Raw genomic sequence first — 19,776 nt, 5'->3', positions numbered from 1 at the left:
GCCCTGCCCGCGCCATGTGACCGACACCCCCCACCGTCCGGCCGTCATGAACGCAACCCCCCACCGGCCAGCGGCACTTCCACCCGACTTGCTGTCCGCCCGGAGGATGCATGAACCCGCCCACCGCCGCTCACGATCCGTACAGAGACCAGTACGGTGATGAGGGGCCGCTGGTCAGGCCCTACGCCATGACCGGCGGCCGGACCCGGCCGCGCTATCAGCTCGCCATCGAGGCGCTGATCAGCACGATCGCCAATCCGGCACAGACCCAGGGACTGCTCCCCGAACACCAGCGCATTTGTCACCTCTGCCGGGAGGTGAAGTCGGTGGCGGAGGTGTCCGCCCTGCTGTCCATGCCCCTGGGCGTGGCGCGGATCCTGGTCGCCGACCTCGCCGAGGCGGGCATGGTCGCCGTCCACCAGCCGGGTGGCGACGAGAACAACGGCGGTGCACCGGACGTGACACTGCTCGAAAGGGTGCTCAGTGGACTTCGCAACCTCTGACGGGGGCCGGGCGACCACCTCGGCGAAAATCGTGGTGGCGGGCGGCTTCGGCGTGGGCAAGACCACGTTCGTCAGCTCCGTCTCGGAGATCGACCCGCTGCGCACGGAGGCCGTCATGACCTCCGCCTCGGCGGGCATCGACGACCTCACCCACACGTCCGGCAAGACGACCACCACGGTCGCCATGGACTTCGGCCGCATCACGCTCGACCAGGACCTGATCCTCTACCTGTTCGGCACCCCCGGCCAGGACCGGTTCTGGTTCATGTGGGACGACCTGGTCCGCGGCGCCATCGGCGCGGTGGTCCTGGTGGACACCCGGCGTCTCGCCGACTGCTTCCCCGCGGTCGACTACTTCGAGAACTCCGGCCTGCCGTTCGTGGTAGCGCTCAACAACTTCGACGGCCACCAGCCGTACCAGCCGGAGGAGGTGCGCGAGGCCCTGCAGATCAGCGCGGGCACCCCCATCATCGCCACCGACGCCCGGCACCGCGCCGACGCGAAGGGCGCCCTGATCAACCTGGTGGAGCACGCGCTCATGGCGCGGCTGCGCTAGCCGGCCACTTCACCGGAACCCGGTCGCGCCCCGGCGGCGCGGCCGGGTTCCGCCGTCCGTTAGGGCGCGCGGGGGCGGCCGCGAGCACTCAGAATGCGCTGCCGCGCAGGCCAAGTGCGCCACCGCGCAGCACAGTTGCGACCCGTGTTATGACATGCCTCAACAGGCCCCTGTGGCCTGGGCCACCCGGTGGCGGGTGTTCATAACATTTCGACAGAGATATCGGTCACCTCCTGCGACAGGGCGCGGTCGGGCGATGTCGCTGCGCGCACAAACTCCCCGCCTTTTGCCGGTCGACGGTCCTTATGTCCTGTTTGCGGGTGGCGTTCCGTGTGCGGTCCAGTCCCATCCGGACGTTTGGAACTGTCCCTCCCCACATGCTGGAATGCCAGAACTGCCCATTGGTCACAAGGGCCCAGAGACACCGCGGCACGACGAAGGTGCCGACCGCCGAGAGGTTGTTGGTCGAGTGAGGCAACGCAAGAACGGACCCGAGCCGTCGGCGCGGGGCAACTTCACGCCGCCCCCGCGCGCGGACGAGCTGCCCGGCTCCGAGCCGGTGGCCGCGCCGGAGGCGAGCGGAGGTCGTTTCTCGCCGCGCAACTGGCGTGTCCGCACGCGTCTGAACGCGATCCTGCTCATACCCGTGGTCCTCGGCCTCATTCTGGCTGCCGTCGAGGTCAAGGGATCGATCGACACCTGGCAGGAGGCCGAGGACGCCGCGGCCACCGCGCGCATCGTCCGTGGCGCCCTCGACTACGCCGACGCCCTCTCCGAGGAGCGTGACCGCAGTGCCGCCCCGCTCCTGGAGGGCAAGGGCGCGGACAACCCGGTCGTCAAGGAGGTCCGCCAGCGGACCGACAAGGCGGCCGCCGACTTCGACAAGCTCCTCCTCGACGCCCCGGAGAGCGACTCCCTCGAGCGGCGCATCCGCATCTTCGAGGACTCCGAGGGCCTCCTCGCGAAGCTGCGGCAGGGCGCCTACACCAAGGCGCTGCCCGGCACCCAGACGGAGGAGGGGTACATCAAGGTCATCCACCCCCTCATGGACTTCGCCAACGAGCTCACGCTCGACGAGGGCAACGTCGTCTCCTACGGCCGTACCGCGTACGCCATCTCGCTGACCAAGGGCGCCCTGTCGCTGCAGCGCTCCGTCGGTACGCACATCCTGGTGAAGCCGGACCCGGAGCGGGTCCAGCAGCAGTTGGTGACCCTCTACTCGTTCGCCTACCTCGAGCGCATCGCCATCGAGGAGTACACCGGCGCCGGCCGCGACGAGGACCACGAGCGTCTCGAGGCGGAAACGGTCGAGATCAAGCGGCAGTTCCAGAAGACGGCGACCGAGACGCCGTTCCACAAGAACCTGACCGACACGACCCAGATCATCGCCGCGATGATGAAGTACAACCCGGCCACGCCCGAGGGCGCGGCCGCCCTCGAGCAGATGGGCATCACCGCGCAGACCTGGCAGGAGGTCAACGACCCCAAGTTCGAGGCCTACGGCGCGATCGAGGCCGACCTCGCCGACGCCGCGGTGAACGGCTCCCAGCAGGTCGCCGACGACTCCAGGACGGCCGCCTTCCTCGCCGCCGGCGCCGTGCTCATCGCCCTGATCGCCGCCTTCATCCTGGCCGGTCTCGTCGCCCGCCAGATGAGCCGCGCGATGCGCGACCTGCGCAACGCCGCCTTCGACGTCGCCGAGCAGCGCCTGCCGATGCTGGTCGACCAGCTCTCGCGCACCGACCCGGGCCGCGTCGACACCCGTGTCACCCCGATCCCGATCAGCACCACCGACGAGATCGGCGAGGTCGCCCGCGCCTTCGACCAGGTCCACCGCGAGGCGGTCCGGCTCGCCGCGGAGCAGGCCCTGCTCCGGGGCAACATCAACGCGATCTTCACCAACCTGTCGCGCCGCAACCAGTCGCTGATCGAGGGCCAGCTGACCCTGATCACCGACCTCGAGAACAACGAGGCCGACCCGGACCAGCTGGAGAACCTCTTCAAGCTGGACCACCTGGCGACCCGTATGCGCCGCAACGGCGAGAACCTCCTGGTCCTCGCCGGCGAGGAGCCCGGCCGCCGCTGGGACCAGCCGGTCCCGCTGGTCGACATCCTGCGCGCCGCCTCCTCCGAGGTGGAGCAGTACGACCGCATCGAGCTGGCCGGCGTGCCCGAGGCCGAGATCCACGGCCGCGCCGTGACCGACCTCGTCCACCTGCTGGCCGAGCTGCTGGAGAACGCCACCACGTTCTCCTCCCCGCAGACGAAGGTCCGCGTCACCGCGACCCGCCTGCCCGACGGCCGCATCATGATCGAGATCCACGACAAGGGCATCGGCCTCACCGCCGAGGACTTCGCGGACATCAACCACAAGCTGGCCAACCCGCCGACCGTGGACGCCGCGATCTCCCAGCACATGGGCCTCTTCGTGGTCGGCCGCCTGTCGGACCGGCACGGCATCCGCGTCCAGCTCCGCCCCTCGGGCGAGCAGGCCGGCACCACCTCGCTGGTCATGCTCCCGGACAACATCACCCACGGCGGCGCCGCCCAGGACCTGCCGGCGGACGAGTTCACCGTCTCGCAGATCATCCCGAAGCAGTCGTACCAGCAGGCCGCCGTCGAGCAGGCCCCGCTGCGGACCGCCGCCGAGCTGGGCTTCGACGACACCCGCTACCAGCAGGTGCCGGAGGACGTCCGCGAGCTCGACCCGGTCGGCCGCCAGATGCTCCGCGAGGAGCGCCGCGCCGCGCTGGAGGCCCAGGTCCACCAGCAGGGCTACGGCGACGACCAGGGCTACGGCGAGGGCCAGGCCCAGAGCCAGGGTCAGGGTCAGGGCCAGAACTACCAGGACGGTCAGGGCTACCAGGACGGCGGCTTCGACCAGCAGCAGGGCTACCAGGACCAGGCGCAGAACTACGACGAGTCGTACTACGCCCCCGAGAACGGCTACGAGCAGGGCTATGCGGACGCCGGTCAGGGCGGCCCCCAGGCCGACGGCCAGGACGCCTACCAGAACTACGGCGAGCAGTCCTACCAGGACGACTGGCAGCAGCAGCAGGGCTACGGCAACGGTTACGGCGACGGGTACGCGCAGGAAGCGGAATCCCCGCAGGGTCCTGACGTGGGCATGCGTGACGGCGTAGGCTTCGGCCAGGGCCCGGCGACCACCGACGCCGGACTTCCGCGCCGCGGAGGCTTCACGGGCGGCCCGGGCGGCCCGGCCGGTCCGGCCGGGCCCGGCCAGGGCAACGGCCGGCAGCAGGCCGCGGCGGGCGACGACTGGCGTTCGTCCAACGACGACCGCTGGGAGTCCGCCTCCAAGCTCCGCAAGCCCAAGGCGGGCGGAGTCACCTCCTCCGGCCTGCCGAAGCGGGTGCCCAAGGCGAACCTCGTGGAGGGCACCGCCGAGCCGACACCGCAGGGCGGCCCGCAGGTCTCCCGCAACCCCGACGAAGTGCGGGGCCGGCTGAGCAACCTGCGGCGGGGCGTCCAGCGCGGACGCACCGCCGGGAACGAAACGAACGGCCAGGCCGACGGGAACCAATTCCGTGGTCCTGACAGCACCTACAACCAGGAGCGTTAGTGTGAGCCCGATGAGCCAGGCGGCGCAGAACCTGAACTGGTTGATCACCAACTTCGTGGACAACACCCCCGGTGTTTCCCACACCGTGGTGGTCTCCGCCGACGGCCTCCTTCTGGCGATGTCGGAAGGCTTCCCCCGTGACCGTGCGGACCAGCTCGCGGCGGTCGCGTCGGGTCTGACCTCGCTGACCGCGGGAGCCTCGCGGATCTTCGAGGGCGGCCATGTGAACCAGACGGTGGTCGAGATGGAGCGGGGATTCCTCTTCATCATGTCCATTTCGGACGGTTCGTCACTGGCCGTGCTGGCCCACCCCGAGGCGGACATCGGTCTGGTCGGATACGAGATGGCCCTCCTGGTCGACCGTGCGGGTACGGTACTTACGCCGGATCTTCGTGCGGAGCTTCAGGGAAGCCTGCTCAACTAGCAGACACCACGTGCGTCTTGGCGTCCCGAGACCGTAAGGTTTCGGGACGCGGCTTCCACACGTTGGGTGCCCGGCACAGTTGGAGGAGGAGAGAGAGTGGCAACACCCCCAGGCGGTCCGAACCCGGGCGGCTGGTCTTACGGCCAGGGCCAGAACGGGCAGCACGGCGAGCAGTCGTACGACTTTTCCTCCGCTGCGGGCCACCAGCACCAGCAGCCGTATGCTCCCCAGCACCCGCAGGGACCGGGTCACGGGCAGCAGTCCCCGTACGGGCAGCCGACTGCTCCGTACGACCGGTCAGGGGCGCAGCAGCGGCGCAACGCCGAGCCCGCTCCGTCCGCCAAGAACCCCCTGGTGCGTCCGTACGCCATGACGGGCGGCCGTACCAGGCCCCGTTACCAGCTCGCCATCGAGGCGCTGGTGCACACCACCGCGCAGCCGCACCAGATGCAGGGGCAGCTTCCCGAGCATCAGCGGATCTGCAACCTCTGCCGGGAGATCAAGTCGGTCGCCGAGGTCTCGGCCCTGCTGCAGATCCCTCTCGGCGTGGCCAGGATCCTCGTCGCCGACTTGGCGGAGGCGGGCCTGGTCGCCATCCATCAGCCCGGCGGCGACGAGAACGCCGGCGGCCAGCCAGACGTGACACTGCTCGAAAGGGTGCTCAGTGGACTTCGCAAGCTCTAGCGGCGGTCCTTCCCGCTCCACCACGTCCGCGAAGATCGTGGTGGCGGGCGGCTTCGGCGTGGGCAAGACCACGTTCGTCGGCGCCGTCTCGGAGATCAACCCGCTGCGCACGGAGGCCGTCATGACGTCTGCTTCGGCGGGCATCGACGACCTCACCCACACCGGGGACAAGACGACCACCACGGTCGCCATGGACTTCGGCCGCATCACCCTGGACCAGGACCTGATCCTGTACCTGTTCGGCACCCCCGGCCAGGACCGGTTCTGGTTCATGTGGGACGACCTGGTCCGCGGCGCCATCGGCGCGGTGGTCCTGGTGGACACCCGGCGTCTCGCCGACTGCTTCCCCGCGGTCGACTACTTCGAGAACTCGGGTCTCCCCTTCGTCATCGCCCTGAACGGCTTCGACGGCCAGCAGCCGTACCAGCCGGAAGAGGTGCGGGAAGCGCTGCAGATCGGGCCCGACACTCCGATCATCACCACCGACGCGCGCCACCGGGCCGACGCCAAGTCGACCCTCATCACGCTCGTCGAGCACGCCCTGATGGCCCGGCTCCGCTAGCCGCCGGCCTCACCCCGGAACCCGGCGCCGCCACGGCAGCGCCGGGTTCCGGCGTTCTCCGGGGGCAAGGCGGTGGGCGGCGGGGCGAACCGCGGCGCGCAGGGGGCCGTGGACGACGCGAGAAGGCCCGCCCACCCCCGAGGGGGAGTGGACGGGCCTCGCGCGGGTGAGGTCAGCGCCAGCTGTGTGGGGCGCGGAAGCCGGGCTCGCGCTCCAGGCGCCGCCAGGCGGCCCGCACGGAGCCGCCGCCGTGCCCCGGCACCGGGACCGGCGCCGCGGCCGCGCGGGCCATCAGGATCGCGGTGAGGGCCGCGAGCTCCTCCGGCTCGGCCTGCCCCTTCTCCACGCGGATGTCGAACGACGTGTTCATGGGTTCGTCTCCTACTGAGGCGGGTTGCCGTGCTTGCGGGACGGCAGGTCGGCGTGCTTGGTGCGGAGCATCGCGAGGGACCCGATCAGGACCTCCCGCGTCTCGGCCGGGTCGATCACGTCGTCGACCAGACCGCGCTCCGCGGCGTAGTACGGGTGCATCAGCTCGGACTTGTACTCCTTGACCATGCGGGCCCGCATGGCCTCGGGGTCGTCGGCCTCGGCGATCCGGCGGCGGAAGATCACGTTGGCCGCGCCCTCGGCGCCCATCACCGCGATCTCGTTGGTCGGCCAGGCGTAGGTGAGGTCGGCGCCGATGGACTGGGAGTCCATGACGATGTACGCGCCGCCGTACGCCTTGCGCAGGATCAGCGAGATCCGCGGCACGGTCGCGTTGCAGTACGCGTACAGCAGCTTGGCGCCGTGCCGGATGATGCCGCCGTGCTCCTGGTCCACGCCCGGCAGGAAGCCGGGCACGTCCAGGAAGGTCAGGATGGGGATGTTGAAGGCGTCGCACATCTGGACGAAGCGCGCGGCCTTCTCGCTGGCCTCGATGTCCAGCACGCCCGCCAGCACCTGGGGCTGGTTGGCGACGATGCCCACGACCTGCCCGTCGAGCCGGCCGAGCGCGCAGATGATGTTGCGGGCCCAGCGCTCGTGGACCTCGAGGTAGTCGCCGTCGTCGACGATCTCCTCGATGACCTTCGCCATGTCGTAGGGCCGGTTGCCGTCGGCGGGGACCAGGTCCAGCAGGACGTCCGAGCGCCGGTCGGCCGGGTCCGTGGCCACCGTCTGCGGCGGGTTCTCCCGGTTGTTCTGCGGGAGCAGCGACAGCAGGTAGCGGACCTCGGCGATGCAGGTCTCCTCGTCGTCGTACGCGAAGTGGCAGACGCCCGAGGTCTCGGCGTGGACGTCGGCGCCGCCGAGGCCGTTCTGGGTGATCTCCTCGCCGGTCACCGCCTTGACCACGTCGGGGCCGGTGATGAACATCTGCGAGGTCTCGCGGACCATGAAGACGAAGTCGGTCAGGGCGGGGCTGTAGGCCGCGCCGCCCGCGCACGGGCCGAGCATCACGCTGATCTGCGGGATGACGCCGGACGCCTTGGTGTTGCGCTGGAAGATGCCGCCGTAGCCGGCCAGGGCGGAGACGCCCTCCTGGATCCGCGCGCCGGCGCCGTCGTTCAGCGACACCAGCGGCGCCCCCGCGGCGATGGCCATGTCCATGATCTTGTGGATCTTGGTGGCGTGGGCCTCGCCCAGGGCGCCGCCGAAGATCCGGAAGTCGTGGGCGTAGACGAAGACCGTACGGCCCTCCACCGTGCCCCATCCGGTGATCACACCGTCCGTGTACGGCTTCTTGGCCTCCAGGCCGAACCCGGTCGCCCGGTGGCGGCGCAGCTGCTCGACCTCGCGGAAGGAACCGGGGTCCAGCAGCAGGTCGATACGCTCCCGTGCGGTCAGCTTGCCCTTGGCGTGCTGCGCCTCGGTGGCCCGCTCGCTCGGCCCGGCCAGTGCCCGCGCCCGGATCCCGTGCAGCTCCGCCGCACGGCCTCGCGCGTCGGCCGGCTCGTTCAGGTCCTCCGTGGGCTCACCCAGTGCCTCTTCCACAACGGTCATGTAGCGACCTTACGAAGCGAGCCGGACGCACCGGGCCGTCGACTCCGTACAGTGTCCGGCGCGATTTCCTGGCGCTACCGGACAGAAGACCCCGTCCGTGCAGGCGATCCTCCTGACGAACCGCCCGTGCCGTTGTGGGGACGCCACAAGTGCTCTGCTCCACCCGGGTGAGCGCGGCACGGCGTCCGCGGTGCGGCCGGGAGGGTGATTCCGGGCGCCCTTCGGCGCGAACGGTTGAATCTTAAACAGAATGGCGCTACCTTCGTACTCGTCGGGGATTCGTTGAATCTTCAACCGACGCCCGCAGTCATCCGTCCGATCCGTCTCCGAGGAGCACATCATGGGCATCTTCAACCGCAGCAACGACGCCGCCGGCAACGCCCCGGTGAGCCCGGACCTCGCGGCCCTCACCGGCGACTACACCGTCGACCCCTCGCACACCACGCTCGGCTTCGTCGCCCGCCACGCCATGGTCACCAACGTCAAGGGCCAGTTCCGCGAGTTCACCGGCTCCCTGCACCTGGACGGCGCCGACCCGTCGAAGTCCACCGCCTCGCTGGACATCGTCATGGACTCCATCGACACCGGCTCCGCCGACCGCGACGGTCACCTGAGGAGCGCGGACTTCTTCAGGACGGACGAGCACCCGCACATGACCTTCCGCTCCACCGAGGTCGAGGCGGTCGGCGGCGACGACTACCGGGTCACCGGCGACCTGACCATCCTCGGCGTCACCCGGCCCGTCACCATCGACCTCGAGTTCCAGGGCGCCGCCAAGGACCCGTTCGGCAACGAGCGCGTCGGCTTCGAGGGCCGCGGCGAGATCCTGCGCTCCGACTGGGGCGTCACCTGGAACGCCGCCCTCGAGACCGGTGGCGTGCTGGTGTCGGACAAGATCAAGCTGCGCTTCGACATCTCCGCGATCAAGTCCGCCTGACGCCCGTGCGCCGCGGGGGTTCCCCGCCCGGACACCGGGCGGGGAACACGCGCGCCGCCCGCCCGGGCACTCGGGCTACACGCCGTCCCCCTCCTGCGCGACGCGGTCCCCGCGCCGTCTGGGCAGGACGGCCGCCCACCCGACAGGGTGGGCCCATGCAACGTCTCGTGGACGCGCGACCCGCACTCCTGTGGCCCGCGGCGGCGGCCGCCGTCTTCACCGCGGCCCAACTCGTCCTGATCCCCGGCACCGGGCTCGGCTGGGACGAGATCGTCTACGTCACCCAGGTCGAGGGCGGCGACACCCCCGCCGCCTTCTTCTCGGCCCCCCGGGCCCGCGGGGTCAGCTGGCTCAGCGCGCCCGTCGCCGCGTTCACCGATTCCGCCGCCTCCCCGGCCGCGCTCCGCGTCTACCTCGCCCTGCTCGCCGGGCTCGGCCTCCTCCTCGCCCTGCGGGTATGGCGCACGCTGCTCCCGCCCGCCGTCCTCGGCGTCGCGGGGCTCTTCTTCGCCGGCCTGTGGGTCACCCTCTTCTACGGACCCCGCGCCATGCCCAACCTCTGGTGCGCGCTCGGGGCGTTGGCCGCCACCGGCTGGTTCCTCCGCGCGGTCCGGCGCGGACCCGGCGTCCCGGAGGACCGCCGTGCCCCCTGGCTCGCGGCGGCGGCCGTGGGTCTCGTCGCCGTGATGCGCCCCGCGGACGGCCTCTGGCTCGCCCTGCCGCTGGTGGCCGCGGCCCTCCTGGTGCCGGCCTGGCGGCGCCACCGCGCCCTGCCGCTGGTGCTGGTCGCGGGACTCGCCCTGGGCGCGCTGCCCTGGGTGGTGGAGGCCTACCAGTCGTACGGGGGTCTGTTCGCCCGGCTGCGCCGCGCGGGGGAGATCCAGGGCGGCATGGGCCTGCACTTCGCCGTCGACGACCAGATCCGCTCCCTGGTGGGCCGCACGCTGTGCCGCCCCTGCGTCGGCCCCTGGAACCACCGGTGGACCGCGCTGTGGTGGTTCGCGCTGCCCCTGGTCACGGCCGCCGGGATCGTCCTCGCCCGGCGGGCCGGACGGGGCGCGGCCTCCGTCCTCGCCGCCGTCGTCGCGGGCTCCCTGGCCGTCACCTACCTGTTCACCATCGACTACGCCGCCCCCCGGTTCCTGCTGCCCGCCTACGCCCTGCTGGCCGTCCCGGTCGCCGAGGCGCTGGTCGCCGCCGTCCGGGCGGTGGGCAGGACCAGGGGCCGCACCCGCGTCCTGCTCGGCGGCGGCCTCGCCCTGGCGCTGCTCGGGCACGTCGCCGCCCAGCTCGCGGTGGCGGCCACGGTCACCGAACGCAGCCGCGCCCAGCACCGGGAACTGACCGCCGTCGCCGCCGAACTGCACCGGCTGGGGGTCCGGCCGCCGTGCGTCGTCAGCGGCGACCAGTTCGTGCCCGTCGCCTACTACGCCGGCTGCTCCTCGCGGCAGCCGGTCGGCGGCCACGACGGCAGCATCACGGTGGCCGGGCTGCTGCGCCTCCAGCGCTCCTCGCCGCTCGCCGTGATCACCGTCGACGGCCGCCGCCCGCCCGGCTACGCCGACGGCTGGCGGCCGGTGGAACTCGCGGGCGGGCACGTCGCCTGGCTGCCGCCCAAGGGGCCGGACGGGCGGGACCGGGGACAGGCGGCGCCCGGCGGGCGTACTGTCGGACCATGACCATCGAGGCCGTGGTGTGGGACGTGGACGACACCCTCTTCGACTACCGCACCGCCGACCGCAGCGGCATCGCCGCCCATCTCGCCGCCGAGGGCCTGGCGGCGGCGTACGAGAGCGCCGACCACGCACTCGCGCGCTGGCGCGAGGTGACCGAGCTGCACTGGACGCGCTTCGCCGCCGGGGAGGTCACCTACGAGGAGCACCGGCGGGACCGGGTCCGCACCTTCACCGGACGGGACCTCGACGACGCCGCGGCGGACGCCTGGTTCGACCGGTACATCGTCCACTACGAGTCCGCCTGGGCCCTGTTCCCGGACTTCCTCCCGGCCCTCGATGCGCTGGTGCCCAGCCACCGGCACGCGGTGCTCTCCAACTCCAGCCTCCGCGTGCAGGAGCACAAGCTGCGCGCGCTGGGCGTGCTGGACCGGTTCGAGGCGGTGCTCTGCGCCGCCGAGCTCGGCGTCTCCAAGCCGGCCGCCGAGGCCTTCCACGCCGCGTGCGAGGCCCTCCGGCTGCCCCCGGAGCGCGTCGCCTACGTGGGCGACCACCCGGACATCGACGGGCGGGGCGCTGCCGAGGCCGGCCTGCTCTCCGTGTGGATCGACCGCCACGGTGAGGAGCCCGGCGGCCCCCGGGAGCTCCCCTGGCGGCGGATCCGCAGCCTGGCGGAGCTGCCCGGGGTGCTGGGGCGGGAAACCCGTTTTGGAGCACGGTCCACCTTCGGGTAATGTTCTTCCTGCGCCGAGGGAAACGGGCCGAACGGGCCGGGACCGGAAGCGCGACAAGAGAACAAGATCCCCCGCACGGGGGCTTGCGTTCCGATGGCCTATGGTGTAATTGGCAGCACGACTGATTCTGGTTCAGTTAGTCTTGGTTCGAGTCCAGGTAGGCCAGCTCGCAGAGCTCATCTGCAAAGCCCCCGTTGTGTAGCGGCCTAGCACGCTGCCCTCTCAAGGCAGTAGCGCCGGTTCGAATCCGGTCGGGGGTACTGATTCTCTTCGGAGGATCGCCAAAGGCCCCCGTTGTGTAGCGGCCTAGCACGCCGCCCTCTCAAGGCGGTAGCGCCGGTTCGAATCCGGTCGGGGGTACAAACTGGTCTATACCATGTATTGGTCTATGGTGTAATTGGCAGCACGACTGATTCTGGTTCAGTTAGTCTTGGTTCGAGTCCAGGTAGACCAGCTCGGATCTGCGGAAACGCAAGATCCTCGCCCCCGTTGTGTAGCGGCCTAGCACGCCGCCCTCTCAAGGCGGTAGCGCCGGTTCGAATCCGGTCGGGGGTACGTGTAGGAGAAGGGTCCCGTTCGAGAGAACGGGACCCTTCCTCGTTGTCCGCCCGGTCCGACGGTCCGGTCGCGGACGGGACGGGCGGGACGGGCGAGTGTGGTGGGGCAGGGAAGCGGCCCGTGTCCGCCCACCGGGGCGGACACGGGCCGCGGGAGACGTCAGCCGGCGCGTCGCAGCGCCTCGGAGAGCCGCGTGGCCGCGTCTATGACGGCCTGCGCGTGCATCCGGCCCGGGTGCCGGGTGAGGCGCTCGATCGGACCGGAGACGGACACCGCGGCCACCACCCGGTTCGACGGACCGCGCACGGGGGCGGACACCGAGGCCACGCCCGGCTCGCGCTCGCCGATGGACTGGGCCCAGCCGCGGCGGCGCACGCCGGAGAGCGCGGTGGCGGTGAAACGGGCGCCCTGCAGGCCGCGGTGGAGCCGCTCGGGCTCCTCCCAGGCCATCAGGATCTGCGCCGACGAACCCGCCTTCATGGTCAGCGTCGATCCCACGGGCACGGTGTCCCGCAGTCCGGACAGGCGCTCGGCGGCGGCGACGCAGATCCGCATGTCGCCCTGGCGGCGGTAGAGCTGGGCGCTCTCCCCGGTGACGTCGCGCAGATGCGTGAGCACCGGGCCGGCGGTGGCCAGGAGCCGGTCCTCGCCGGCCGCCGCGGCCAGCTCGGCCAGACGCGGCCCGAGAATGAAACGGCCCTGCATGTCGCGCGCGACCATGCGGTGATGCTCCAGTGCCACGGCCAGACGATGGGCCGTGGGCCTTGCCAGTCCGGTCGCCGCGACCAGACCCGCGAGGGTGGCCGGACCGGACTCGAGAGCGCTCAGCACAAGGGCCGCCTTGTCCAGAACGCCGACGCCGCTGCTGTTGTCCATGCAACGATATTCGCGTCTCACTCTGTGAAACGCAAGTTCACTTTCCCGTGGAACGCGCCACTCTGGGACGCATGGCGTCGTGGTCGCCGCTCGGCGGCCACCACCTGAGTCTCAAGAAGTGCGGGGCCGACGTGGTCCCCGCCGAAGGGAAAGCGATGGGTAGGACACTGGCGGAGAAGGTCTGGGACGACCACGTCGTCCGGCGAGCCGAGGGCGAGCCCGACCTCCTCTACATCGATCTGCACCTGCTCCACGAGGTGACCAGCCCCCAGGCCTTCGACGGCCTCCGCAAGAGCGGCCGACGCGTGCGCCGCCTCGACCTCACCATCGCGACCGAGGACCACAACACCCCGACGATCGACATCGACAAGCCGATCGCGGACCCGGTCTCCCGGGCCCAGCTGGAGACGCTGCGCAAGAACTGCGCCGAGTTCGGCGTGCGCCTGCACTCCCTGGGCGACGTCGAGCAGGGCGTCGTCCACGTGGTGGGCCCGCAGCTGGGCCTGACCCAGCCCGGCACCACGGTGGTCTGCGGCGACTCGCACACCTCCACCCACGGCGCCTTCGGCGCGCTGGCGTTCGGCATCGGCACCTCGCAGGTCGAGCACGTGCTGGCCACCCAGACGCTGCCCATGGCCCGCCCGAAGACCATGGCGATCACCGTCGAGGGCGAGCTGCCCGAGGGGGTCACCGCCAAGGACCTGATCCTCGCCGTGATCGCGCGGATCGGGACCGGCGGCGGCCAGGGCTACGTCCTGGAGTACCGCGGCAGCGCCATCGAGAAGCTCTCGATGGAGGCCCGGATGACCATCTGCAACATGTCGATCGAGGCCGGCGCCCGCGCGGGCATGATCGCCCCCGACGAGACCACCTTCGCCTACCTCGAGGGCCGCCCGCACGCCCCCGAGGGCGCCGACTGGGACGCCGCCGTCGAGTACTGGCGGACCCTGCGCACCGACGACGACGCGGTCTTCGACGCCGAGGTCGTCATCGACGCCGCGGAGCTCTCCCCGTTCGTCACCTGGGGCACCAACCCCGGCCAGGGAGCGCCGCTTTCGGCGGCAGTGCCGGACCCCGCCTCCTTCGAGGACCCGTCCGAGCGGTTCGCCGCGGAGAAGGCCCTGGAGTACATGGGGCTGGAGGCCGGGACGCCGCTGCGCGAGGTCGCGGTGGACACCGTCTTCGTCGGTTCCTGCACCAACGGCCGCATCGAGGACCTGCGTTCGGTCGCCGAGGTCATCAAGGGCCGCAAAGTCGCCGACGGCGTACGGATGCTGGTGGTCCCGGGCTCCGCGCGGGTCGGCCTGCAGGCGGTCTCCGAGGGCCTGGACGTCGTCTTCAAGGAGGCCGGCGCCGAATGGCGGCACGCGGGCTGCTCGATGTGCCTGGGCATGAACCCGGACCAGCTCGCCCCCGGCGAGCGCTCCGCCTCCACCTCCAACCGCAACTTCGAGGGACGTCAGGGCAAGGGCGGCCGCACCCACCTGGTCTCGCCCCCGGTGGCCGCCGCCACCGCCGTCCTGGGCCGGCTCGCCTCCCCGGCCGACCTGTCCGACGCGCCCGTCGCCGCCGGCGTCTGAGAAAGCTGGAGCCGAAAACATGGAAGCCTTCACCGTTCACACCGGCCGGGCCGTCCCGCTGCGCCGCAGCAACGTCGACACCGACCAGATCATCCCCGCCCACTGGCTCAAGAAGGTGACCCGGGACGGGTTCGAGGACGGGCTCTTCGAGGCCTGGCGCAAGGACCCCGAGTTCGTCCTCAACCGCCCCGAGCGGCAGGGCGCCACCGTCCTGGTGGCCGGCCCCGACTTCGGCACCGGCTCCTCCCGCGAGCACGCCGTCTGGGCCCTGCAGAACTACGGCTTCAAGACCGTGGTCTCCTCCCGCTTCGCCGACATCTTCCGGGGCAACTCGCTGAAGAACGGCCTGCTCACCGTGGTGCTCGACCAGAAGGTCGTGGACGCCCTGTGGGAGCTGACCGAGCAGGACCCGACCGCGGAGATCACCGTCGACCTGGAGGCCCGCGAGGTGCGGGCCGAGGGCGTCACCGCCCCCTTCGAGCTGGACGAGAACTCCCGCTGGAGGCTGCTGAACGGCCTCGACGACATCTCCATCACCCTGCGGAACGAGGCGGACATCGCCGCCTACGAGGCCGGGCGGCCCGGACACAAGCCGAGGACGATCGCCGCCTGAGCCCCCCGGCTCCGCTCCCCGCGGAGCCCTCCGAGGACCCGAAGGCCCCCGGAACCGACCCGACCGGTCGGTTCCGGGGGTCTTTTTCGGCCACCCCTTCGAACCTCCCGTCGCACCCCGCCACCACGATTGGGCTACCTCGCCGCGCGGCCCCACCGACGGGTTGACGCCGCCCGATTCGTTCCCAACTCCCCGTGTTAGCTGCGATGTTGTCCGGGTACACGAGCCCTGGCGCCGCCCGTGGACGGCGGCCTCGAAGGGCCCGTCGAGTGAGCAGTTGCCCCCTGCGCAGGCGACAACTCGCCCTAGATGGCACAATCTGTGCATGGAACACGACGGCCAACTCGCGCTCTATGCGGCAGTCGCGGACCGGCTCAAGGAAGCGCACACAAAGGTGCGCTCACTGCAAGTCCCGGAGGGCGTACGGGTGGCGCTGACCCGGAAGCTGCTGATCATCACGGCAGCGGCCAAACATGATCTCGCCGACGCGACAAGGCGGCTGGAGCGGTTCACGGACGACCTCGCGCAGGGACGATTCCCCGCCGAGAGCCACTGAGCACTCCGGGGCGGTCGAGTCCGTTGCGGCACAAGGGTGATTAGCCCGTTTCGTGTTTGATTTGCGGTATATATCTGCCTAACGTGCGAAAACGCTTGAACGGATACGTTCTCGCAATGTCTCCGAAGGGGAAGACGTGAACAAGGCGCAGCTCGTAGAAGCGATTGCCGACAAGGTCGGCGGCCGTCAGCAGGCCGCCGACGCGGTGGACGCGGTCCTGGACGCCATCGTCCGCGCGGTCGTCGCCGGGGACCGGGTGTCGGTCACCGGCTTCGGTTCCTTCGAGAAGGTCGACCGCCCGGCGCGTTACGCCCGCAATCCCCAGACGGGGGAGCGGGTGCGGGTCAAGAAGACCTCGGTGCCGCGGTTCCGCGCCGGTCAGGGCTTCAAGGACCTGGTCAGCGGCTCCAAGAAGCTGCCGAAGAACGACGTCGCGGTGAAGAAGGCCCCCAAGGGCAGCCTCACCGGTGGCGCCTCCGCCACCGTGAAGAAGGCCGCGGCCAAGAAGACCACCGCCGCGAAGAAGGCCTCCGCCGCCAAGACCACGGCCGCGAAGAAGACCTCGGCCACGGCCAAGAAGACCTCGGCCGCCGCGAAGAAGACCACGTCGTCGACGGCGAAGAAGACCTCGGCCGCCGCCAAGAAGACCACCCCCGCGAAGACCACCGCCACGGCCAAGAAGACCGCCGCCAAGAAGGCCCCGGCCAAGAAGGCCACCGCGAAGAAGGCGCCCGCCAAGAAGTCCGCGGCGCGCAAGACCACCGCGAAGAAGACCGCCTCGCGCGGCGGCAAGTAGGAACGTCACGCGCCCCTCGGGCAGCTCGCGCGCCGGGCCGGACTCCCTCGTGGAAGTCCGGCCCGCGGCGCGTCCGGGGAGCTCAGAAGGTCTGCAGGGTCACCAGGGTGATGCGCGGCGCGCCGTCCGCCGCCGGGGCGTCCCCGACCTCCAGGCGCACCCGCTGGCCAGGGCGCAGCAGGAGCAGGCCGCCCGCGTCGAAGGCGGCGGCGTCGAAGGGGACCGGGGTCCCGTCGTCGAGCAGCACCTGACCGGTGCGGGTGTCCGGGTCGAAGGTGTAAGCGGTGGCCTGCATGCGGTCAGCGTACCGGCGGGCCCGCGCCCGGTCCGGCGCGGCGGCGGCCGTTCAGGGGCCGGCCGGCAGCAGGCGGGCGGCCAGCGCGGCCGTCCGCGGACCCACCCCGAGCGCCAGCGCGGCCCGCAGGTCGGCGCCGGTGTCCACGTCCTGGCGGACCGACCCCACGTCGGCGAGCGGCAGCTCGGCGGCGCCCGAGGCGGCGTGGCGGGCCCGTGAATCCGGCCCGAATTCCGGACGCAATTCCCGGCCCGGGGACGCCGTCAGCAATGTCGTCCCGATTCCCGCGGCGTCCGGCAGAAAGGCGCGGGGGAATTCCGCCGCCGCGGCCAGCACACGGGACAATTCCGCAGGCCGCAGCGCCGGGAGATCCGCGTTGAGGGCGGCGACCGCGGCCGCGGGCCGTGCCCGGCGGACCACCGCCGCGCCGTGCGCCAGCGCGGCGTTCAGACCGCCGCCCGCCGTGGCCTCCGCGACGACGCGCGCGCCCAGCGCCCCCAGTTCCCGCGCCGCCAGCGGGTCCTCCGTGACTACCGCCACATCCCGCACCGCCGCGCAGGCCAGCGCGGCGGCCACCGTGTCCTGCGCGAACGCCAGCGCGAGCCCCGGCCGCAGCCCGTCCGAGGCGGCGTCCGACAGCCTGCTCTTGGCCCGCGCCAGGGGCTTCAGGGGGATGACCAGGGTCCAGTGCACGCGCGTTCGTCCCTCTCTTGTCGCCCACATTGTCCCCCGCCCCGTCCGGCGGCAGGGCGACGGCCGCCGACGGGCGGGGCGTACGGTGTTCTCGACAGACGGTCGGCCCGGGGCCACACTTGTGCGACCCACGACCCCCCAGGAACCAGGCCCCGGCCCCGTACGGCCGGACGGGCCCAAGAGGAAGGTGTGCGCGTGCCTCGCCGCAGAATCGGCTTCTGGTACCGCTTCGCAGCGGTCATCGCAAAACCGCCGCTGGTGCTTCTGCTGAAGCGGGACTGGCGAGGAATGGAGAACATTCCGGCCGAGGGCGGCTTCATCACCGTGGTGAACCACATCTCCCACGTGGACCCCCTCGTCTACGCGCACTACCAGTACAACACCGGCCGCGTGCCGCGCTTCCTCGCCAAGAGCGGGCTGTTCAGGAAGGGGTTCGTCGGCGCCGTCATGCGCGGCACCGGCCAGATCCCCGTCTACCGCGAGTCCACCGACGCGCTCAGCGCCTTCCGTGCCGCCATCGACGCCGTCGAACGCGGCGAGTGCGTGGCCTTCTACCCGGAGGGCACCCTCACCCGCGACCCCGACGTCTGGCCGATGACCGGCAAGACGGGCGCCGCCCGGGTGGCCCTGAGCACCCGGTGCCCGGTGATCCCGGTCGCCCAGTGGGGCGCCAACGAGGTGCTGCCGCCGTACGCCAGGAAGCCCAGCCTGTTCCCGCGCCGGACGGTGCGCGTGATGGCGGGGCCGCCGGTCGACCTGTCGCGCTTCCACGGCAAGGAGATGACGCCGGAGGTCCTCAAGGAGACCACCGAGGTCATCATGGACGCCATCACCCGCCAGCTCGAAGTGCTCCGCGGAGAGAAGGCGCCCGAGGTCCGCCACGACCCCCGCGAGGTCCGCCTCGAACAGCGCCGCAGGGCCGCCCGGCGGACCGCCGAGCAGACCGGCCCCGCCACGGCGGGGGAGGGGAACGGCAAGTGACCCGACCCGTCCCCGCCGAACCCCGGGCCGACGGCGCACGGCCGGTGAAGGCGGCCGTCTTCGGCGCCGGCTCCTGGGGCACCGCGTTCGCCATGGTCCTCGCCGACGCCGGCTGCGAGGTCACCCTCTGGGCCCGCCGGCCCGAGGTCGTGGAGGCCGTCAACTCCACCCGTGTCAACGCCGACTACCTGCCCGGCGCCGAACTGCCCGCCGGGATCCGGGCCACCGCCGACCCGGCCGAGGCCGCCCGGGACGCCGACCTCACGGTCCTCTCGGTGCCCTCCCAGACCCTGCGCGGCAACCTGGCCGCCTGGGCGCCGCTGCTCGACCCCGACACCGTGCTGGTCTCCCTGATGAAGGGCGTCGAACTCGGCTCGGCGATGCGGATGAGCGAGGTGATCTCCGAGGCCGCCAAGGTGGGGCCGGAGCGGGTCGCCGTCGTCACCGGGCCCAACCTGGCCCGCGAGGTGGCCTCCCGGCTGCCCACCACCGCCGTCGTGGCCTGCGCCGACGAGTCCGTCGCCCGCCGGCTCCAGGCCGCCTGCCACACCCCGTACTTCCGGCCCTACACCAACACCGACGTGGTGGGCTGCGAACTCGGCGGCGCGGTCAAGAACGTCATCGGCCTCGCGGTCGGCATCGCCGACGGCATGGGCCTCGGCGACAACGCCAAGGGCTCGCTGATCACCCGCGGACTCGCGGAGACCACCCGGCTGGGCCTCGCCATGGGCGCCGACCCGCTCACCTTCGCCGGTCTGGCCGGCCTCGGGGACCTGGTCGCCACCTGCTCCTCGCCGCTGTCCCGCAACCACACCTTCGGCACCAACCTCGGCAAGGGGATGACGCTGGAGGAGACCATCGCGGTGACCCGGCAGACCGCCGAGGGCGTCAAGTCCTGCGAGTCGGTGCGCGACCTCGCCCACCGGCACGGGGTGGACATGCCGATCACCGAGATGGTCGTGGAGATCGTCCACGAGGGCAAGCCGCCGGTCGTCGCGCTCAAGGAGCTCATGGGGCGCGACCCCAAGCCGGAACGGCGCTGACCCGGCGGCGGGGCGGCGCCGGCCCCGCTCGCCGGTGGCACGACCCGGTCCGCCGGTGGCGCCGGAACGTCCCTGGTCGTGGGCCTACGCCCGGTCGGCCCCCTCCGCAGGGGCAGACCGGGCGAATCGTCCGCGCGGCCGAC

The 19,776-nt window shown here is 71.6% G+C and carries 20 protein-coding genes and 5 tRNA genes; 20 read left to right on the top strand and 5 right to left on the bottom strand.

Translation table 11 applies throughout. From position 1 onward, the window contains the following. Nucleotides 1-110 precede the first annotated feature (110 nt). The 6 genes from ABZ836_RS19975 (at nt 111) to ABZ836_RS19950 (ending at nt 6,312) form a co-directional block, all read left to right on the top strand. Nucleotides 111-503 (top strand): DUF742 domain-containing protein, encoded by a 393-nt coding sequence (locus ABZ836_RS19975; RefSeq protein ID WP_356137722.1) that lies wholly within the window; start codon nt 111-113, stop codon nt 501-503. Beyond that, nucleotides 484-1,059, top strand: coding sequence for an ATP/GTP-binding protein (locus ABZ836_RS19970; RefSeq protein WP_356137724.1), 576 nt, complete (start codon nt 484-486; stop codon nt 1,057-1,059). Before ABZ836_RS19975 ends, ABZ836_RS19970 begins: the two co-directional genes overlap by 20 nt. Nucleotides 1,060-1,528: 469 nt before the next feature. Continuing rightward, complete coding sequence (locus ABZ836_RS19965) at nt 1,529-4,642, top strand: nitrate- and nitrite sensing domain-containing protein (protein WP_361143917.1); 3,114 nt, start codon at nt 1,529-1,531, stop codon at nt 4,640-4,642. A gap of 10 nt (nt 4,643-4,652) precedes the next feature. Further along, complete coding sequence (locus tag ABZ836_RS19960; RefSeq protein WP_108954969.1) at nt 4,653-5,066, top strand: roadblock/LC7 domain-containing protein; 414 nt, start codon at nt 4,653-4,655, stop codon at nt 5,064-5,066. A 96-nt stretch (nt 5,067-5,162) separates the two neighbouring features. After that, on the top strand, nt 5,163-5,750 hold the full coding sequence (locus ABZ836_RS19955) for a DUF742 domain-containing protein (protein ID WP_356137728.1): 588 nt from the start codon (nt 5,163-5,165) through the stop codon (nt 5,748-5,750). Further along, nucleotides 5,731-6,312, top strand: a complete 582-nt coding sequence (locus ABZ836_RS19950; RefSeq protein ID WP_159535964.1) for an ATP/GTP-binding protein — start codon at nt 5,731-5,733, stop codon at nt 6,310-6,312. Before ABZ836_RS19955 ends, ABZ836_RS19950 begins: the two co-directional genes overlap by 20 nt. A 172-nt stretch (nt 6,313-6,484) precedes the next feature. On the opposite strand, the gene ABZ836_RS19945 is transcribed toward ABZ836_RS19950, so the two are convergent. Next, a complete protein-coding gene (locus tag ABZ836_RS19945) occupies nt 6,485-6,682 on the bottom strand; it encodes an acyl-CoA carboxylase subunit epsilon (protein ID WP_356137730.1) in 198 nt (65 codons plus the stop codon). Nucleotides 6,683-6,693: 11 nt separating this feature from the next. Then, the gene (locus tag ABZ836_RS19940) at nt 6,694-8,298 is read right to left on the bottom strand and encodes an acyl-CoA carboxylase subunit beta (RefSeq protein WP_356137732.1); all 1,605 of its coding nucleotides are present in this window, start codon (nt 8,296-8,298) and stop codon (nt 6,694-6,696) included. A 340-nt stretch (nt 8,299-8,638) separates the two neighbouring features. Here ABZ836_RS19940 and ABZ836_RS19935 point away from each other — a divergent pair, with 340 nt between their 5' ends. From ABZ836_RS19935 to ABZ836_RS19900, 8 genes are all read left to right on the top strand, one after another. Further along, nucleotides 8,639-9,235, top strand: a complete 597-nt coding sequence (locus ABZ836_RS19935; protein WP_361143913.1) for a YceI family protein — start codon at nt 8,639-8,641, stop codon at nt 9,233-9,235. Nucleotides 9,236-9,390: 155 nt separating this feature from the next. Next, the gene (locus tag ABZ836_RS19930; RefSeq protein WP_361143910.1) at nt 9,391-10,914 is read left to right on the top strand and encodes a hypothetical protein; all 1,524 of its coding nucleotides are present in this window, start codon (nt 9,391-9,393) and stop codon (nt 10,912-10,914) included. Continuing rightward, entirely contained in the window at nt 10,911-11,642 is a 732-nt protein-coding gene (locus ABZ836_RS19925; RefSeq protein WP_356137738.1) for an HAD family hydrolase, read from the top strand. Before ABZ836_RS19930 ends, ABZ836_RS19925 begins: the two co-directional genes overlap by 4 nt. A 94-nt stretch (nt 11,643-11,736) precedes the next feature. After that, nucleotides 11,737-11,808, top strand: a tRNA-Gln gene (locus ABZ836_RS19920). A 21-nt stretch (nt 11,809-11,829) separates the two neighbouring features. Then, a tRNA-Glu gene (locus ABZ836_RS19915) sits at nt 11,830-11,902 on the top strand. Nucleotides 11,903-11,929: 27 nt separating this feature from the next. Further along, a tRNA-Glu gene (locus tag ABZ836_RS19910) sits at nt 11,930-12,002 on the top strand. Between the two features lie 22 nt (nt 12,003-12,024). Next, nucleotides 12,025-12,096 (top strand) — tRNA-Gln (locus ABZ836_RS19905). A 28-nt stretch (nt 12,097-12,124) separates the two neighbouring features. Then, a tRNA-Glu gene (locus tag ABZ836_RS19900) sits at nt 12,125-12,197 on the top strand. Nucleotides 12,198-12,359: 162 nt separating this feature from the next. On the opposite strand, the gene ndgR is transcribed toward ABZ836_RS19900, so the two are convergent. Continuing rightward, nucleotides 12,360-13,076 (bottom strand): IclR family transcriptional regulator NdgR, encoded by a 717-nt coding sequence (gene ndgR, locus ABZ836_RS19895; protein ID WP_356137740.1) that lies wholly within the window; start codon nt 13,074-13,076, stop codon nt 12,360-12,362. Nucleotides 13,077-13,231: 155 nt separating this feature from the next. Here ndgR and leuC point away from each other — a divergent pair, with 155 nt between their 5' ends. The 4 genes from leuC to ABZ836_RS19875 all read left to right on the top strand — a co-directional run bounded on the left by leuC (nt 13,232) and on the right by ABZ836_RS19875 (nt 16,621). After that, nucleotides 13,232-14,656 carry a 3-isopropylmalate dehydratase large subunit gene (gene leuC, locus ABZ836_RS19890; RefSeq protein ID WP_356137742.1) on the top strand — a complete coding sequence of 475 codons (1,425 nt, stop codon included), beginning with the start codon at nt 13,232-13,234 and terminating at the stop codon, nt 14,654-14,656. A gap of 19 nt (nt 14,657-14,675) precedes the next feature. Further along, the gene (gene leuD, locus ABZ836_RS19885) at nt 14,676-15,269 is read left to right on the top strand and encodes a 3-isopropylmalate dehydratase small subunit (protein ID WP_356137744.1); all 594 of its coding nucleotides are present in this window, start codon (nt 14,676-14,678) and stop codon (nt 15,267-15,269) included. Between the two features lie 325 nt (nt 15,270-15,594). Continuing rightward, nucleotides 15,595-15,825, top strand: coding sequence for a hypothetical protein (locus ABZ836_RS19880; protein WP_356137746.1), 231 nt, complete (start codon nt 15,595-15,597; stop codon nt 15,823-15,825). A gap of 136 nt (nt 15,826-15,961) precedes the next feature. Beyond that, nucleotides 15,962-16,621: an HU family DNA-binding protein gene (locus ABZ836_RS19875; RefSeq protein ID WP_356137747.1), complete on the top strand. Its 660-nt coding sequence runs from the start codon at nt 15,962-15,964 to the stop codon at nt 16,619-16,621. An 82-nt stretch (nt 16,622-16,703) separates the two neighbouring features. Here ABZ836_RS19875 and ABZ836_RS19870 read toward each other — a convergent pair whose 3' ends face one another. Further along, nucleotides 16,704-16,916, bottom strand: coding sequence for a hypothetical protein (locus ABZ836_RS19870; protein WP_356137749.1), 213 nt, complete (start codon nt 16,914-16,916; stop codon nt 16,704-16,706). Between the two features lie 51 nt (nt 16,917-16,967). Next, the gene (gene cofC / locus ABZ836_RS19865; protein ID WP_356137751.1) at nt 16,968-17,609 is read right to left on the bottom strand and encodes a 2-phospho-L-lactate guanylyltransferase; all 642 of its coding nucleotides are present in this window, start codon (nt 17,607-17,609) and stop codon (nt 16,968-16,970) included. A 195-nt stretch (nt 17,610-17,804) separates the two neighbouring features. Between cofC and ABZ836_RS19860 the strand changes: the two genes are divergently transcribed. Beyond that, nucleotides 17,805-18,590, top strand: coding sequence for a lysophospholipid acyltransferase family protein (locus tag ABZ836_RS19860; protein WP_361143903.1), 786 nt, complete (start codon nt 17,805-17,807; stop codon nt 18,588-18,590). After that, nucleotides 18,587-19,633 (top strand): NAD(P)H-dependent glycerol-3-phosphate dehydrogenase, encoded by a 1,047-nt coding sequence (locus ABZ836_RS19855; protein ID WP_361143900.1) that lies wholly within the window; start codon nt 18,587-18,589, stop codon nt 19,631-19,633. The genes ABZ836_RS19860 and ABZ836_RS19855 overlap by 4 nt, the downstream gene beginning before the upstream one ends. The last annotated feature ends 143 nt before the right edge of the window (nt 19,634-19,776 follow it).

The organism is Streptomyces sp. NPDC047130 (genome assembly GCF_040643475.1).
Lineage (GTDB): Bacteria > Actinomycetota > Actinomycetes > Streptomycetales > Streptomycetaceae > Streptomyces.
The sequence above is the reverse complement of the archived record's forward strand: the minus strand, read 5'-3'. Positions and strand labels throughout refer to the sequence as shown.

What these genes read in the sequence shown, in the direction of transcription:
- ABZ836_RS19935 (WP_361143913.1), top strand. Translation starts at nt 8,639, where the DNA reads ATGGGCATCTTCAACCGCAGCAACGACGCCGCCGGCAACGCCCCGGTG.
- ABZ836_RS19925 (WP_356137738.1), top strand. Translation starts at nt 10,911, where the DNA reads ATGACCATCGAGGCCGTGGTGTGGGACGTGGACGACACCCTCTTCGAC.
- ABZ836_RS19975 (WP_356137722.1), top strand. Translation starts at nt 111, where the DNA reads ATGAACCCGCCCACCGCCGCTCACGATCCGTACAGAGACCAGTACGGT.
- ABZ836_RS19880 (WP_356137746.1), top strand. Translation starts at nt 15,595, where the DNA reads ATGGAACACGACGGCCAACTCGCGCTCTATGCGGCAGTCGCGGACCGG.
- ABZ836_RS19945 (WP_356137730.1), bottom strand. Translation starts at nt 6,682, where the DNA reads ATGAACACGTCGTTCGACATCCGCGTGGAGAAGGGGCAGGCCGAGCCG.
- ABZ836_RS19870 (WP_356137749.1), bottom strand. Translation starts at nt 16,916, where the DNA reads ATGCAGGCCACCGCTTACACCTTCGACCCGGACACCCGCACCGGTCAG.
- leuC (WP_356137742.1), top strand. Translation starts at nt 13,232, where the DNA reads ATGGGTAGGACACTGGCGGAGAAGGTCTGGGACGACCACGTCGTCCGG.
- leuD (WP_356137744.1), top strand. Translation starts at nt 14,676, where the DNA reads ATGGAAGCCTTCACCGTTCACACCGGCCGGGCCGTCCCGCTGCGCCGC.
- ABZ836_RS19960 (WP_108954969.1), top strand. Translation starts at nt 4,653, where the DNA reads ATGAGCCAGGCGGCGCAGAACCTGAACTGGTTGATCACCAACTTCGTG.
- ABZ836_RS19940 (WP_356137732.1), bottom strand. Translation starts at nt 8,298, where the DNA reads ATGACCGTTGTGGAAGAGGCACTGGGTGAGCCCACGGAGGACCTGAAC.
- ndgR (WP_356137740.1), bottom strand. Translation starts at nt 13,076, where the DNA reads ATGGACAACAGCAGCGGCGTCGGCGTTCTGGACAAGGCGGCCCTTGTG.
- ABZ836_RS19930 (WP_361143910.1), top strand. Translation starts at nt 9,391, where the DNA reads ATGCAACGTCTCGTGGACGCGCGACCCGCACTCCTGTGGCCCGCGGCG.